The organism is Mycobacterium sp. E2479 (assembly GCF_001667925.1).
GTDB lineage: Bacteria > Actinomycetota > Actinomycetes > Mycobacteriales > Mycobacteriaceae > Mycobacterium.
This window is the reverse complement of the sequence record NZ_LZJR01000091.1, coordinates 30579-44897: the sequence shown is the minus strand read 5'-3', so window position 1 is coordinate 44897 and position 14319 is coordinate 30579. Positions and strand designations below refer to the sequence as shown.

The 14319-nt window shown below is 66.2% G+C and carries 12 protein-coding genes; 8 read left to right on the top strand and 4 right to left on the bottom strand.

Annotated features, from left to right (window positions below; genetic code table 11):
- Positions 1 to 156: 156 nt before the first annotated feature.
- On the bottom strand, positions 157 to 945 hold the full coding sequence (locus A5686_RS13885; protein ID WP_197520573.1) for a DUF5666 domain-containing protein: 789 nt from the start codon (positions 943 to 945) through the stop codon (positions 157 to 159).
- Between the two features lie 74 nt (positions 946 to 1019).
- Positions 1020 to 2846: an acyl-CoA dehydrogenase gene (locus A5686_RS13875; protein ID WP_067934977.1), complete on the bottom strand. Its 1827-nt coding sequence runs from the start codon at positions 2844 to 2846 to the stop codon at positions 1020 to 1022.
- A 195-nt stretch (positions 2847 to 3041) separates the two neighbouring features.
- Here A5686_RS13875 and trxA point away from each other — a divergent pair, with 195 nt between their 5' ends.
- The 4 genes from trxA to A5686_RS13855 all read left to right on the top strand — a co-directional run bounded on the left by trxA (position 3042) and on the right by A5686_RS13855 (position 6289).
- Complete coding sequence (gene trxA, locus A5686_RS13870) at positions 3042 to 3377, top strand: thioredoxin (protein WP_067349114.1); 336 nt, start codon at positions 3042 to 3044, stop codon at positions 3375 to 3377.
- An 84-nt stretch (positions 3378 to 3461) separates the two neighbouring features.
- Entirely contained in the window at positions 3462 to 4271 is an 810-nt protein-coding gene (locus A5686_RS13865; RefSeq protein WP_067934973.1) for an enoyl-CoA hydratase, read from the top strand.
- Positions 4272 to 4298: 27 nt separating this feature from the next.
- Positions 4299 to 5936, top strand: coding sequence for an ABC-F family ATP-binding cassette domain-containing protein (locus A5686_RS13860; protein ID WP_067934972.1), 1638 nt, complete (start codon positions 4299 to 4301; stop codon positions 5934 to 5936).
- A 155-nt stretch (positions 5937 to 6091) separates the two neighbouring features.
- Positions 6092 to 6289, top strand: coding sequence for a helix-turn-helix domain-containing protein (locus tag A5686_RS13855; RefSeq protein ID WP_067934985.1), 198 nt, complete (start codon positions 6092 to 6094; stop codon positions 6287 to 6289).
- A gap of 38 nt (positions 6290 to 6327) precedes the next feature.
- On the opposite strand, the gene A5686_RS13850 is transcribed toward A5686_RS13855, so the two are convergent.
- Both A5686_RS13850 and A5686_RS13845 read right to left on the bottom strand, forming a co-directional pair.
- On the bottom strand, positions 6328 to 6909 hold the full coding sequence (locus A5686_RS13850; protein WP_067934969.1) for a TetR/AcrR family transcriptional regulator: 582 nt from the start codon (positions 6907 to 6909) through the stop codon (positions 6328 to 6330).
- A 23-nt stretch (positions 6910 to 6932) separates the two neighbouring features.
- Complete coding sequence (locus A5686_RS13845; protein ID WP_067934967.1) at positions 6933 to 9752, bottom strand: aconitate hydratase; 2820 nt, start codon at positions 9750 to 9752, stop codon at positions 6933 to 6935.
- Between the two features lie 204 nt (positions 9753 to 9956).
- Here A5686_RS13845 and A5686_RS13840 point away from each other — a divergent pair, with 204 nt between their 5' ends.
- The 4 genes from A5686_RS13840 (at position 9957) to A5686_RS13825 (ending at position 14287) form a co-directional block, all read left to right on the top strand.
- On the top strand, positions 9957 to 10538 hold the full coding sequence (locus A5686_RS13840) for a DUF6676 family protein (protein WP_067934966.1): 582 nt from the start codon (positions 9957 to 9959) through the stop codon (positions 10536 to 10538).
- Between the two features lie 239 nt (positions 10539 to 10777).
- The gene (gene ripA / locus A5686_RS13835) at positions 10778 to 12226 is read left to right on the top strand and encodes an NlpC/P60 family peptidoglycan endopeptidase RipA (RefSeq protein WP_067934964.1); all 1449 of its coding nucleotides are present in this window, start codon (positions 10778 to 10780) and stop codon (positions 12224 to 12226) included.
- 25 nt (positions 12227 to 12251) lie between these two features.
- Positions 12252 to 12986, top strand: a complete 735-nt coding sequence (ripB, locus tag A5686_RS13830; RefSeq protein ID WP_067934962.1) for an NlpC/P60 family peptidoglycan endopeptidase RipB — start codon at positions 12252 to 12254, stop codon at positions 12984 to 12986.
- 170 nt (positions 12987 to 13156) lie between these two features.
- Positions 13157 to 14287, top strand: a complete 1131-nt coding sequence (locus A5686_RS13825) for a MoxR family ATPase (protein ID WP_067934960.1) — start codon at positions 13157 to 13159, stop codon at positions 14285 to 14287.
- Positions 14288 to 14319 lie beyond the last annotated feature (32 nt).

The window sequence follows — 14319 nt, the reverse complement described above, 5'->3', positions numbered from 1 at the left end:
CGCCGAGCGCGATCTGCGTCCGCCGGGTTTTCAACGATAAGGCAGGCACAGATCTCATCTCCGATCACACGTTCGCCGCCATCGGCAATCATCCCCGCCGGTGCGGTTTCACGCCGCTCCCCGGCGGGGCGGCAATTTCAGTCGGCCCGAGCCGGGTCAGCCGCCCTGGCCGGGCTGCTTGGGCTTACCGCATTTGCCGTCAACGGCCTGTCGTAGCTTGATGCTCGTGGCCTGCAGCGCGCCGCTGTTGTCCTGAGTTCCGCGCGCGAGCAGGCATTTGCCCGGCGTGATCGCGTCGGTGTTGGCCGACGACTGCTTGCTGTATTTGGTCTTGTCATCGACCGTCACGGTCGTTTGCTTGGTGTTGCCGCTGGGATCGGTGTTGGTCAGATTGATGGTGTTACCGGACACCGACGCCACCGAGCCCCGGACCCAGGCCGGCTTCGCGGGCGCCTGCGACGGCGGGAGGGACGGCGGCGTAGTGGTCGAACCGCCGGGTGCCGACTGCGGCGGTTTGGGGCACGCACCGTTGACGGACTCGCTGATCTTCACCGACGCGGCGGTGACCACCTGCCCGGGTGCCGATCCCTCGGTCGGCTTCACGCTGACGCAGCTGCCCGGGGTGACGTCCGGCAGCCCGGCCGGCACGGCCTCGGTGATCTTGGTGGTCGAGGTGAAGTTGACCGACGCGGTTGCGTTGTCTTCCTTGGTGACCTGAATGGAGTTGCCCGCCACCGAGGCGATCAGACCGCTGACGCGTGCTTCGGCGTTAGGGGTGGCCGACGTGGTGGTCGGCGTAACCGTGGACGTCGAGGTTGAGGTGGATGTGGAGGTTGAGGTGGAATTGTTCGAAGAGCCGCATGCGGTCAGGGACAATGCGGTGGCTCCCGCGACGGCGCACACCGCTAGCCGCGCGAGCCGGGGAACTTGGCAGCTGGCAGACATCAACGTTTCTCCATTCGTCGGTTTAAAGCCAACGCAATGGTTTACCCGTTTAACCTGTGCCTAACCTGTGGCCCTCAGAACGCCTCTTCGGCCAGGTTCATGATTTCGTCGTCGATGGCCTCGATGACGCCGCGCAACGAGGTCAGCTGCGGCAGCATGTTCTTGGCGAAGAACCCGGCGGTCGCGATCTTGCCCCGGTAGAACGCTTCGTCACGCCCGGCGCCGTCAGCCAGCGCGCGGGTGGCGACGTCGGCCTGCGCCAAAAGTCGCCAACCGATCAGCAGATCGCCGACCGCGAGCAGAAAGCGGACCGATGCCAGGCCCACCTTGTAAATCTCGCCTGGTTGCTGCGCCGCGGACATCAGGTAGCCGGTCAACGCACCCGTCATCGCCGTCACGTCGTCGTACGCGGTCTGCACCAGCTGGGCGATCGGCTTGAGCGCCTCGTCGCATTTGTCGATGGTCGCCGTGATCTGAGTCGTCAAGAACTGCAGGGCCTCACCCCGGTCGCGCACGATCTTGCGGAAGAAGAAGTCGAGCGCCTGGATGGCGGTGGTGCCCTCGTAGAGCGAATCAATCTTGGAATCGCGGATGTACTGCTCGAGCGGATAGTCGGTCAGGAAACCCGAACCGCCCAGTGTTTGCAGCGACTCGGTCAGCACCTCGTAGGCCCGCTCCGAGCTCACCCCCTTGACGATCGGCAGCAGCAGATCGTCGACCCGGTGCGCCATGTCGTGATCGGCACCCGAAACCCGTTGCGCAACCACGTCATCCTGATGAGCCGCGGCGTACATGTAGAGCGCCCGCAGGCCCTCGGCGTACGCCTTCTGGGTCATCAGGCTGCGGCGCACGTCGGGGTGATGGATGATGGTGACCCGCGGCGCGGTCTTGTCGGACATCTGCGTCATGTCCGCGCCCTGTACGCGCTCCTTAGCGAAGGCCAGTGCGTTCAGGTAACCCGTGGACAGGGTGCCGGTCGCTTTGACACCGATCGTCATGCGCGCGTGCTCGATTATGGTGAACATCTGCGAGATGCCGCGGTGCACGTCGCCGACGAGGTAACCGACGGCGGGCACATCCGTTGCGCCGAAAGTCAATTCGCAGGTGGGGGAGGACTTGATGCCCATCTTGTGTTCCACGCCCGTCACGTAAACCCCGTTGCGGGGGCCGAGTTCGAAGGTGTCCGGATCGAACAGGAAGTTGGGCACGTAGAACAGGCTCAGGCCTTTGGTGCCCGGTCCGGCGCCCTCGGGACGGGCGAGCACCAGGTGGAAGATGTTCTCGGCGGTATCACCCACGTCGCCCCCCGAGATGAAGCGCTTGACGCCCTCGATGTGCCATGTGCCGTCGGGTTGTTCGATGGCCTTGGCGCGGCCGGCGCCGACATCGGAGCCCGCGTCGGGTTCGGTGAGCACCATGGTGGCCGCCCAGCCCCGCTCCACGCCATGAGCGGCCCATTGCCGCTGCTGCTCGCTGCCCTCGACGTACAACGCGTTAGACATGACCGGGCCCAGATTGAAGAAATTCGCTGAAGGGTTGGCGCAGATCAGCATTTCGTTGACCGCCCACGCTAGCGGGGGCGGGACGGCCATGCCGCCGATCTCTTCGGCCAGGCCCAGCCGCCACCAGCCGGCCTCCTTGAGCGCTGCCACCGTCTTGACCAGCTCGTCGGGCACGGTGATTTTGTGCTCGGCCGGGTCGAATACCGGCGGATTGCGGTCGGCGAAGGCGAAGGATTCGGCTACCGGGCCTTCGGCAAGGCGCGCGGCTTCGGCCAAAATGGTACGGACCGTGTCCTCGTCGAGGTCGCTGTAGCCGCCGGTGCCCAGGACGGCGCCGACACCGAGCACCTCGAAGAGGTTGAACTCGATATCACGGACGTTAGCGATGTAGTGGCTCAAGGCGATTCCCTCACTGGTCCTCGAGGCGGCGGATCGTCAGCTCAGTCTGTCCGACGCGGGAAAACGTACGCAACCGTAACCAGCGACGGCCGGTAGGGCGCCGCGCGCCGGTAGCTGTCCGCGCGCCGGTGGCCCGTATGCCCAACTCCAGGCGCATCGGGGAACACCGGGTCGGCACCGGGCGTTACAGCAAACGTGACAACACTTGATCTCACGGCTGAGAAGTTCAACGAAACCATCGAGGGCAACGACATCGTGCTCGTCGACTTCTGGGCGTCCTGGTGCGGTCCGTGCCGCCAGTTCGGCCCAACTTTTGCGGCGTCGGCGGAGAAGCACCCCGACATCGTGCACGCCAAAGTGGACACGGAGGCCGAGCAACAGTTGGCCGCGGCCGCCCAGATCCGGTCCATCCCCACGCTGATGGCCTTCAAGAAGGGCAAACTGCTGTTCAACCAGCCCGGAGCGCTGCCGCCGGCCGCACTGGAGGATCTGGTCCAGCAAGTCCGGGCGTTCGACGTGTCAGAAGTCTAGGGCCGCCGCGGCCCGGCACGCCGAATGGCGTTCAAGGACGCGCTGTGCGCGGAAGCACGGTTAGCTACGCGCTAGGTTGCATGGGTGAGTTTGGTACTGGTAGAGCACCCGCGGCCCGGCGTTGCTCTGATAACACTGAATCGGCCCGAGCGGATGAACTCGATGGCGTTCGACGTCATGGTTCCGCTCAAAGAGGCCCTGGAAAAGGTCACCTACGACAATTCGGTGCGGGTGGTGGTGCTGACCGGGGCGGGTCGCGGTTTTTCCTCCGGCGCCGATCACAAGTCCGCGGGCTCGGTGCCCCACGTTGAGGGGCTGACCCGTCCCACCTATGCGCTGCGCTCCATGGAGATCCTCGACGAGGTCATCCTGGCGCTGCGCCGGTTGCACCAACCGGTGATCGCCGCGGTCAACGGCCCCGCCATTGGCGGCGGCTTGTGCCTGGCCCTGGCCGCCGACATTCGGGTGGCTTCGACCAGCGCGTACTTTCGCGCCGCCGGCATCAACAACGGGCTGACCGCCAGCGAGCTGGGCCTGTCCTACCTGTTGCCGCGAGCCATCGGCTCGTCGCGTGCGTTCGAGATCATGCTGACCGGTCGCGATGTCACCGTGGAGGAGGCCGAGCGCATCGGGCTGGTGTCCTGCCAAGTGCCCGAAGAGCAGCTGCTGGACACCTGCTACGCCATCGCCGCGCGGATAGCGGCCTTCTCGCGGCCGGGCATCGAGTTGACCAAGCGCACGCTGTGGAGTGGACTGGACGCCGGTAGCCTGGAAGGGCACATGCAAGCCGAAGGCTTGGGACAGCTTTTCGTCCGCCTGCTCACCGCCAACTTCGAAGAAGCGGTTGCCGCGCGCGCAGAACGTCGACCACCGGTGTTCACCGACGACCAATAAGCCTTTGTTCAACCAAGGAGAGCGATCGTGATCACGGCCACGGACCTCGAGGTCCGCGCTGGCGCGCGCATCCTGCTCTCGCCGGACGGCCCCGATCTGCGCGTGCAGCCCGGCGATCGCATCGGGCTGGTGGGCCGCAACGGCGCCGGTAAGACGACCACCCTGCGCATCCTGGCGGGGGAGACCGAACCGTATGCCGGGGAGATCAACCGTGGCGGCGAAATCGGTTATCTCCCACAGGATCCCAAAGAGGGCGATCTCGATGTGCTGGCGCGTGACCGAGTCTTGTCGGCCCGCGGGCTCGACGTTTTGCTGACCGATCTGGAAAAGCAGCAGGCGTTGATGGCCGAGGTCGCCGACGACGACGCCCGCGACCGCGCGATCCGCCGGTACGGACAGCTGGAGGAGCGTTTCGTCGCCCTTGGCGGTTACGGTGCGGAAAGCGAAGCGAGCCGCATCTGCGCGAGTCTCGGCCTGCCGGAACGGGTGCTGACGCAGCAGCTACGCACCCTGTCCGGCGGGCAGCGCCGCCGGGTGGAACTGGCGCGCATCCTGTTCGCGGCGTCGGAAGGCGGCGCTGGGATGTCGGGTTCGTCGACCACGCTGCTGCTCGACGAGCCGACCAACCACCTGGACGCGGATTCCATCGGCTGGCTGCGGGATTTCCTGCGCGCGCACACCGGTGGGCTGGTGATCATCAGTCACAACGTCGAACTGCTCGCCGACGTCGTCAACCGGGTGTGGTTCCTGGATGCGGTGCGCGGCGAGGTCGACGTCTACAACATGACGTGGCAGAAGTATCTCGACGCGCGGGCCACCGATGAGCAGCGCCGGCGCCGGGAGCGCGCGAACGCCGAACGCAAGGCCGCCGCGCTGCGCTCACAGGCCGCCAAGCTCGGCGCGAAAGCCACCAAAGCCGTTGCCGCGCAAAACATGTTGCGCCGCGCCGACCGGATGATGGCCGTGCTCGACGACGAGCGGGTGGCCGACAAGGTGGCCCGCATCAAGTTCCCCAACCCGGCCGCATGCGGGCGCACGCCGCTGGTGGCCACCGGGCTGAGCAAGTCCTACGGGTCGCTGGAGGTGTTCACCGGTGTCGACCTGGCAATCGACCGGGGCTCGCGGGTGGTGGTGCTGGGCCTCAACGGCGCCGGCAAGACCACCCTGCTGAGAATCCTGGCCGGCACCGAGGCCCGCGACACCGGAGCACTCGAGCCCGGGCACGGCCTGCGGATCGGCTACTTCGCTCAGGAACACGACACGCTCGACAACGATGCGACCGTGTGGGAGAACATCCGCCACGCCGCGCCGGATTCGGGTGAGCAGGATCTGCGCGGTCTGCTGGGCGCATTCATGTTCAGCGGGCCCCAACTCGACCAGCCGGCGGGCACCCTGTCCGGCGGTGAGAAGACCCGCCTGGCGCTGGCCGGTTTGGTGGCGTCGGCCGCCAACGTGCTGTTGCTCGACGAGCCGACGAACAACCTCGACCCGGCCTCGCGCGAGCAGGTGCTCGACGCGCTGCGCAGCTACCAGGGCGCGGTGGTCTTGGTGACGCACGACCCCGGTGCCGCCGAGGCCCTCGACCCACAGCGCGTCGTTCTCTTGCCCGACGGCACCGAAGACTTCTGGTCCGAGGAGTATCGGGATCTCATCGAGCTGGCCTGAATTGATGGCGGCGACCCGCTTCGCCCGGCTGCGCCGCGCTCGCGATCGCCACGACTTCGCGTGCGATTTGGCGAAATCGGCCCGCCGTCGACGGCGGCTTTTTACTCTGGGTGCTTGCGATCGTGTCCCGCGTCGGAGGAGCCATGAAGAGAACGCTGCAAAGGTCGGTCAAGACACGCGACCAGTTGTTGAACGAGCTGCGCCACGCTTACGAAGGCGGAGCCAGTATTCGCAGCCTGGTCGCCAAGACCGGCAGGTCGTATGGGTCCATTCATAGTTTGTTGCGGGAATCGGGCACCACGATGCGCAGCCGCGGCGGCCCCAACCGGACCGCCAAAACCACGCGGGCGTAGCGACACTGCGGAACCACATCCCCTGGTTCGCAGTGGCGTTACGCTTGCTTCTCAGAATCGTTGCGGCGCACCGAATTCTCCACCAGGTCGAGAACCGCGGATAACCGCTGCGGGTCCTCGCCCGACGCCGACCGGGCCACCAGGCCGTCGAGCACCAATTCCAGATAGCATTGCAGCACGTCGCTGGGCACGTCGTCGCGCACCCGGTGTGCCTGGGTCTGCCGGCGCAGCCGATCGGTGGTTGCCGCCGCCAGCTCGGCGGAGCGCTCCGCCCAGCCCTGGCTGAATGCGGGATCGTTGCGCAGCTTGCGGGCGATCTCCAATCTGGTGGCCAGCCAATCGAACTGGTCCGGCGCGGCCAGCATGTCGCGCATCACCTGGATGAGTCCCGCGCGGGAAGCTACGTCGGCCATCCGCTCGGCGTCCTCATGGGCGAGGGCGAAGAACAGCGCATCCTTGTCCCGGAAGTGGTGGAAGATGGCGCCGCGCGACATCCCGATCGCCTTCTCCAATCGGCGCACGGTGGCTTTGTCGTAGCCGTATTCGGCGAAGCAACGGCGGGCGCCGTCGAGGATCTGGCGGCGGCGAGCCGCCAGATGGTCCTCGCTGACCTTGGGCACGGGTGACTGGACTCGGGTAGCGGCTAGCCGGACTTGAGCATGTTGCGCAGCACGTATTGCAGGATGCCGCCGTTACGGTAGTAGTCGGCCTCACCGGGGGTGTCGATGCGCACCACCGCATCGAACTCGACTGCGTCCCCGCCGGAATCCTTGCTCGCCTTGACGTGCACGGTCTTCGGCGTCTTGCCGTTGTTGAGCTCTTCGATCCCGGTGATGTCGAACACCTCGGTGCCGTCCAGCCCCAGATCCTTGGCCGACTTCCCGTCGGGGAACTGCAACGGGATCACGCCCATGCCGATCAGGTTGGAGCGGTGAATCCGCTCGAACGACTCGGCGATCACCGCGCGAACGCCCAGCAGCCGCGTTCCCTTGGCGGCCCAGTCCCGTGACGAGCCCGACCCGTACTCCTTGCCACCCAGCACTACCAGCGGAATGTCTTGTGCCGCATAGTTTTGCGCTGCGTCATAGATGAACGCCTGGGGTGCGCCATCCTGGGTGAAGTCGCGGGTGTAGCCGCCGGATACGTCGTCGAGCAGCAGGTTGCGCAACCTGATGTTGGCGAACGTGCCGCGGATCATCACCTCGTGATTACCGCGCCGGGAGCCAAAAGAGTTGTAGTCCTTGCGCTCCACGCCGTGCTCGTCGAGGTACTGCGCCGCCGGGGTGCCCGGCTTGATGCTGCTGGCGGGGGAGATGTGGTCGGTGGTCACCGAATCGCCCAGCAGCGCCAGCACCCTGGCGCCGGTGATGTCGGCGACCGGCTCGGGCTCGGCCGGCATGCCTTCGAAATACGGCGGCTTACGCACGTACGTCGAGTCGGCGTCCCACTCAAAGGTGTTGCCGCTCGGGGTGGGCAGGTTGCGCCACCGCTCATCGCCCTTGAACACGTCGCCGTAGTTTTTGGTGAACATCTCGGAGTTGATTGCCGAGGCGATGGTGTCGGAGACATCCTTCTGCGAGGGCCAGATGTCTTTCAGGAAGACGTCATTGCCTTCTTTATCTTTGCCCAGCGGCTGCGACTCGAAGTCGAAGTCCATGGTGCCGGCCAGCGCATAGGCGACCACCAGCGGCGGCGATGCCAGGTAGTTCATCTTGACATCGGGGTTGATGCGGCCCTCGAAGTTCCGGTTGCCCGAGAGCACGGCCGTCACCGACAGGTCGTTGTCGTTGATGGCCTTCGAGATTTCGTCGGGCAGCGGACCGGAGTTGCCGATGCAGGTGGTGCACCCGTAGCCGACCAGGTAGAAGCCGAGCTTCTGCAAATACGGCCACAGGCCGGCCTTGTCGTAGTAGTCGTTGACCACCTGCGAGCCGGGCGCCATGGTGGTCTTCACCCAGGGCTTTGACGTCAGTCCCTTCTCGACGGCGTTGCGCGCCAACAGCGCGGCGCCCAGCATCACTTCGGGGTTGGAGGTGTTGGTGCACGACGTGACCGCGGCGATCACCACCGCCCCGTGGTCGAGGACGAATTCGCCTCGCTCGTCGGATTTCACCGTGACGGGGTTACTCGGGCGACCCTTGGCATGCGCGGCCGCCGAGTGCACTTCGGGAACGTCGTCGGCATGTCCGTTCGACACCGCGCCGGGGTCGCTGGCCGGGAAGGTCTCCTCGACCGACTCGTCGAGCTTCGAGTAGCCCTGCTGGCCGTGCTTGTCACCATCGACGTAGCCGAGGATCTGCTCGCGGAAGGTGGACTTGGCGGCCGACAGGGCGATTCGGTCCTGGGGACGCTTGGGTCCGGCGATCGACGGCACCACCGTGGAGAGGTCGAGTTCGAGGTACTCCGAGAACGCGGGCTCGTGGTCGGGGTCGTGCCACAGCCCCTGCTCTTTGGCGTAGGCCTCCACGAGTGCCAGTTGCCGCTCGGTGCGGCCGGTGAACTTCAGGTAGGAGATGGTCTCTTCGTCGATCGGGAAAATGGCTGCAGTGGAACCGAATTCGGGGCTCATGTTACCCAGCGTGGCCCGGTTGGCCAGCGGCACTTCCGACACGCCCTTGCCGTAGAACTCGACGAACTTGCCGACGACGCCGTGCTTGCGCAGCATCTCGGTGACGGTCAGCACGACGTCGGTGGCCGTGACGCCTGCCTGGATCTCACCGGTCAGCTTGAAGCCGACGACCCGCGGGATCAGCATCGACACCGGCTGGCCCAGCATCGCGGCCTCGGCCTCGATACCGCCGACGCCCCAGCCCAGCACGCCCAGGCCGTTGACCATCGTGGTGTGCGAGTCGGTTCCCACACAGGTGTCGGGGTAGGCAACCCCGTCGCGTTCCATCACCACACTGGCCAGGTACTCGATGTTGACCTGGTGGACGATGCCGGTGCCCGGGGGCACCACCTTGAAGTCCTGGAAAGCGCCCTGGCCCCAGCGCAGGAACTGATAGCGCTCGCCGTTGCGCTGGTATTCGATCTCGACGTTGCGCTCGAACGCGTCGGCGGTGCCGAACAGGTCGGCGATCACCGAGTGGTCGATCACCAAGTCCGCGGGCGCCAGCGGGTTGACCTTCTCGGGCTTGCCGCCGAGGTCGGCGATGGCCTCGCGCATGGTAGCCAGGTCCACGATGCACGGCACACCGGTGAAGTCCTGCATCACCACGCGGGCGGGCGTGTACTGGATCTCAACGCTGGGCTCCGCCTTGGGATCCCAGTTCGCGATGGCCTCGATGTGGTCTTTGGTGATGTTGCTGCCGTCCTCATTGCGCAACAGGTTCTCGGCCAGCACCTTGAGGCTGTAGGGCAGTTTCTCGGTATTCGGGACGGCGTCGAGACGATAGATCTGGTAACTCCGGTCGCCAACCTCGAGGGTGTCGCGGGCTTCGAACGAGTTCACGGAATCAGTCACTTCAACTCCCAGAGTCTTTAGTTCTCCCACCGCGACGGGCCGGCGTCGGCGGGGTCGTCCAAACGATGAGGCCGACTTTAACAGTACGCTTGTCCTGCATAACGCCGGCACTCCCGATGACAGTCTCGTCGCCGCCGCCGCCGGTTTAAACCCTCGATGGTGAAGTCGCGTACGGTGCCTCTAGCACTACCGCAGGAGGCGCAGATGACCGGGCACGCTTCGTTCGTTGCACCGCAGGACACCGGGTTCTCCCACCCGGTGCTGCCGCTCTACATTCCGGTGGACGTCGACATGGCCATGGTGAAGGCTCAGGTCGCCGCGACCGGGGTCAGCGCGCCGCCGGCGGCAATGCCGGGCCTGCTGGAGGTGGTGAACCACGCGCATGCCGAGGGCATCAACCTCAAGATCGTGCTGCTCGACCACAACCCCCCGAACGACACCCCGCTGCGCGACATCTCGACGGTCGTCGGTGCGGACTATCACGACGCGACGGTGCTGACGCTCAGCCCGAGCTACGTCGGCAGCTACAGCACGCAGTTCCCCCGCGTCACCCTCGAGGCCGGTGAGGACAACGCCAAGACCGGTAACCCGGTCGTCTCCGCGCAGCATTTCCTGCACGAGCTCGACACGCCCGAATTTCCCTGGACCGGCCTGACGATTTTCCTGTTGATCGCTGTCTTCGCTGCAGCCGTCGGCACCCGGTTGTTGCAGTTGCGTAGCAAGCGCTCAGCAACATCGGACGACACCACGGCAGCCACCGTCGCCGACCCCAATACCCCCGTCTAGCCACAGACATTCGCTTCTTCGGGTTCCGTCAACGAACCGTCGCGACCTCCCTCGGCAAACCAGGTAGGTCACCGTTCGGTCACATTAAACGCACGTAGAGAGTGCGATTTCGGCGGAGCGTTTGCAGGCCCACTAGTGTGACGTACGGTGCAAATGATGCTGGTGTTGTCTTTGGCGCCTTTCGGGGAATCTGTGGCTGGCGCCACCCGTCGTGTTGAGCCGTAGGAGACCTGAGTCGAATGAGACGCACACGCTGCGGGTCTCCTGCGCGACCGGCCGCGAGGCTGCTGCGGCCCGTCGTCCCCTCCGTGTTGAGCCTGGCCCTGCTGATGGCGACGCCCGGCCTCGCGGAAGCCGATCCCACCGCCGACAACCTGGCCGCACTCATCGCCGACGTCGCCAAAGCCAACCAGCGGCTGCAGACCCTGAGCGCCGAGATTCAGACCGAACAAGAAAGCGTCAACAAGGCTTTAGTCGACGTCGAGACCGCGCGGGATAACGCCGCCACCGCCCAACACGACTTGGAGACCAGCCAGCAGTCGGTCAAAGACGCCAACGTCGCCATCGCCGGGGCGCAGCACCGCTTCGACACGTTCGCGGCGGCCACCTATATGAATGGTCCGTCGAACAGCTACCTGACCGCGAGCAGCCCCGACGACATCATCGCCACCGAAGCCGCCGTCAAGAACCTGACCACGAGCTCGCAGACCGTGATGGCCAAGCTGCAGCAGGCCCGCGCCGAAAAGCTGAACAAGGAGTCGGCGGCGCGGCTGGCCAAGCAGAACGCCGACAAGGCCGCCGCCGACGCCAAGGCCAGCCAGGACGCCGCCGTGGCGGCGCTGACCAACTCCAAGCAGAAGTTCGACCAGCAACGCGAAGACATCATTCGCCTTGCCGCCGAACGAGATCGGGCTCAGGTCAAGCTCGAGGCGGCCAAGCGCGAGGCCGCACGTCTTTGGTCCGCAGGTGCCGGCGGGCCCGGCGCGCCCGCGTCGGGTGACCGGTGGGAGACCGGATCGCCGGGCGCCCCGGCGCCGTCGGGCGGGGGGCGTCAGTGGGACGGCGCCTGGGATCCCACGCTGCCGATGATTCCGAGCGCCAACGTTCCCGGCGACCCGATCGCGGTGATCAACCAGGTCCTCGGCATCTCGGCCACCTCGACTCAGGTCACCGCCGGCCTGGGCCGCAACTTCCTGCAGCAGTTGGGCATCCTCAAGCCCGATGACACCGGCATCACCAACGCGGCGCCCGGCGGGGTGGGGGGGCGCATTCCCCGGGTCTACGGGCGGCAGGCCACCGAATACGTAATTCGGCGCGGCATGTCACAGATCGGCGTGCCCTACTCATGGGGCGGCGGCAACGCGGCCGGCCCGAGTAAGGGCATCGACTCCGGCGCGGGCATCACCGGCTTCGACTGTTCGGGTCTGGTGCTGTATTCGTTCGCCGGCGTGGGCATCAAGCTGCCGCACTACTCGGGCTCGCAGTACAACCTGGGCCGCAAGATCCCATCCTCCCAGATGCGTCGCGGCGACGTGATCTTCTACGGCCCCGGCGGCAGCCAGCACGTGACGATCTACCTCGGCGACGGCCAGATGCTCGAGGCCCCCGATATCGGGTTGAAGGTCCGTGTCGCCCCGGTGCGCACCAGCGGCATGACGCCCTACGTGGTCCGATACATCGAGTGGTGATCGAGTGAGTGCTGTACGAGAAGCCATGCGCCGCAATCGGTTTCGCCTCATCAACTTGGCCTGGATCACCGCGGTGGTGACCGGGCTGATGTGTTCTCCCGTCCCGCCGGCTCCGCTTGCCGGGGCCGACCCCGGCGAATGGGACCCCACCCTGCCCGCTCAGATCAGTGCCGGCGCGCCCGGCGACCCGCTCGCCGTCGCCAACGCCTCGCTGCAGGCCACCGCCCAGGCCACCCAGACCACGATGAACCTGGGAAAACAATTCCTGAGCGGTCTCGGGATCAACCTCGGTGGCGATCCGCCCGCTGCGGCGAGCTCTCCCAGCAATCCGGGCGGCAAGATTCCGCGGGCGAACGGCCGGCAGGCCATCGAGTACGTGATCCGCCGGATGGGCTCCCAGATGGGAGTGCCGTATTCCTGGGGCGGTGGTTCGCTGGAAGGACCGAGCAAGGGCGTCGGCGACGGCGCCAACATCACCGGCTTCGACTGCTCGGGCCTGATGCGGTACGGGTTCGCCGGCGTCGGCGTGTTGATCCCACGGTTCTCCGGTGACCAATACAACGCCGGGCGCCACATCCCGCCCGATCAGGCCAGGCGCGGCGACCTGATCTTCTACGGCCCGAACGGCAGCCAGCACGTCACCATGTACCTCGGCAACGGTCAGATGCTGGAGGCGTCCGGCAGCGCCGGGAAGGTTACGGTCAGCCCGGTGCGTAAACCCGGCATGACCCCCTTCCTGACCAGGATCATCGAGTACTGACCGCGAGTACGATTCGGCGGGCGGGTCCCCGGGCCGGGTGTACCAGCGTCGACGGAATTCGGTGGGCCTGGAATAGTTGGACGCGGGCGCGTCGCTGCCCTACGACATCCGTCGTGCCAGCAGTCGTGTCCGATGAGCTTTGTCGGTTGAGCGGTGGAAGGTAGCAGTTCATGACAGCAGCAGGTGGGCCGCCGCCAGGCGCCAGCGGTTACTCGGGCCCGGTCGGGCAATCCGGCCCGGCTCATGAAGGGCCGCCGGGCGGCGGCAATGGACTGGCCGCCGAGGTGCAGACCCTGGAGCGGGCCATCTTCGAGGTCAAACGCATCATCGTCGGCCAGGACCAGCTCGTGGAGCGCATGCTGGTCGGCCTGCTGTCCAAGGGGCACGTGTTGCTCGAGGGTGTCCCCGGCGTTGCCAAGACGCTGGCCGTCGAGACCTTCGCCAAGGTCGTCGGGGGGACATTCGCGCGGATCCAGTTCACGCCCGACCTGGTGCCCACCGACATCATCGGTACCCGGATCTACCGGCAGGGCAAGGAAGAGTTCGACACCGAACTCGGCCCGGTGGTGGTCAACTTCCTGCTCGCCGACGAGATCAACCGCGCGCCCGCCAAGGTGCAGTCGGCGCTGCTGGAGGTCATGCAGGAACGCCACGTGTCGATCGGCGGCAAGACCTTCCCGTTGCCCAACCCGTTCCTGGTGATGGCGACCCAGAACCCGATCGAGCACGAGGGCGTCTACCCGCTGCCCGAGGCCCAACGGGACCGTTTCCTGTTCAAGATCAACGTCGGCTACCCCTCGCCGGAGGAGGAGCGGGAGATCATCTACCGGATGGGCGTGCGCCCACCGGAGCCCAAGCAGATCCTGAACACCGGCGACCTGTTGCGGCTGCAGGAGATCGCCGCGAACGTCTTCGTCCATCACGCACTGGTGGACTACGTCGTGCGCGTGGTGACCGCCACCCGCCATCCCGAACAGCTCGGCATGAACGACGTCAAGACCTGGATCTCGTTCGGTGCGTCGCCACGCGCCTCACTGGGCATCATCGCCGCGTCCCGGTCGCTGGCGCTGGTTCGCGGGCGCGACTATGTGATCCCGCAAGACGTCGTGGATGTCATTCCCGACGTCCTGCGCCACCGGTTGGTGCTCACCTACGACGCGCTTGCCGACGAGATCTCACCGGAGATCGTCATCAACCGGGTGCTGCAGACGGTGGCCCTGCCTCAGGTGAATGCCGTTCCGCAGCAAGGCCATTCGGTGCCCCCGGTGATGCAGCCCGCCGGCGCGGCCAGCGCTCGGTGACCGACGCCAGATCCGCCGCGGGCGGGCCCGCG

Excerpts from the sequence above, each read along its gene's own strand:
- A5686_RS13885 (WP_197520573.1), bottom strand. The coding sequence starts at position 945 with ATGTCTGCCAGCTGCCAAGTTCCCCGGCTCGCGCGGCTAGCGGTGTGC.
- A5686_RS13840 (WP_067934966.1), top strand. The coding sequence starts at position 9,957 with ATGACCGGGCACGCTTCGTTCGTTGCACCGCAGGACACCGGGTTCTCC.
- ripA (WP_067934964.1), top strand. The coding sequence starts at position 10,778 with ATGAGACGCACACGCTGCGGGTCTCCTGCGCGACCGGCCGCGAGGCTG.
- ripB (WP_067934962.1), top strand. The coding sequence starts at position 12,252 with ATGCGCCGCAATCGGTTTCGCCTCATCAACTTGGCCTGGATCACCGCG.
- A5686_RS13825 (WP_067934960.1), top strand. The coding sequence starts at position 13,157 with ATGACAGCAGCAGGTGGGCCGCCGCCAGGCGCCAGCGGTTACTCGGGC.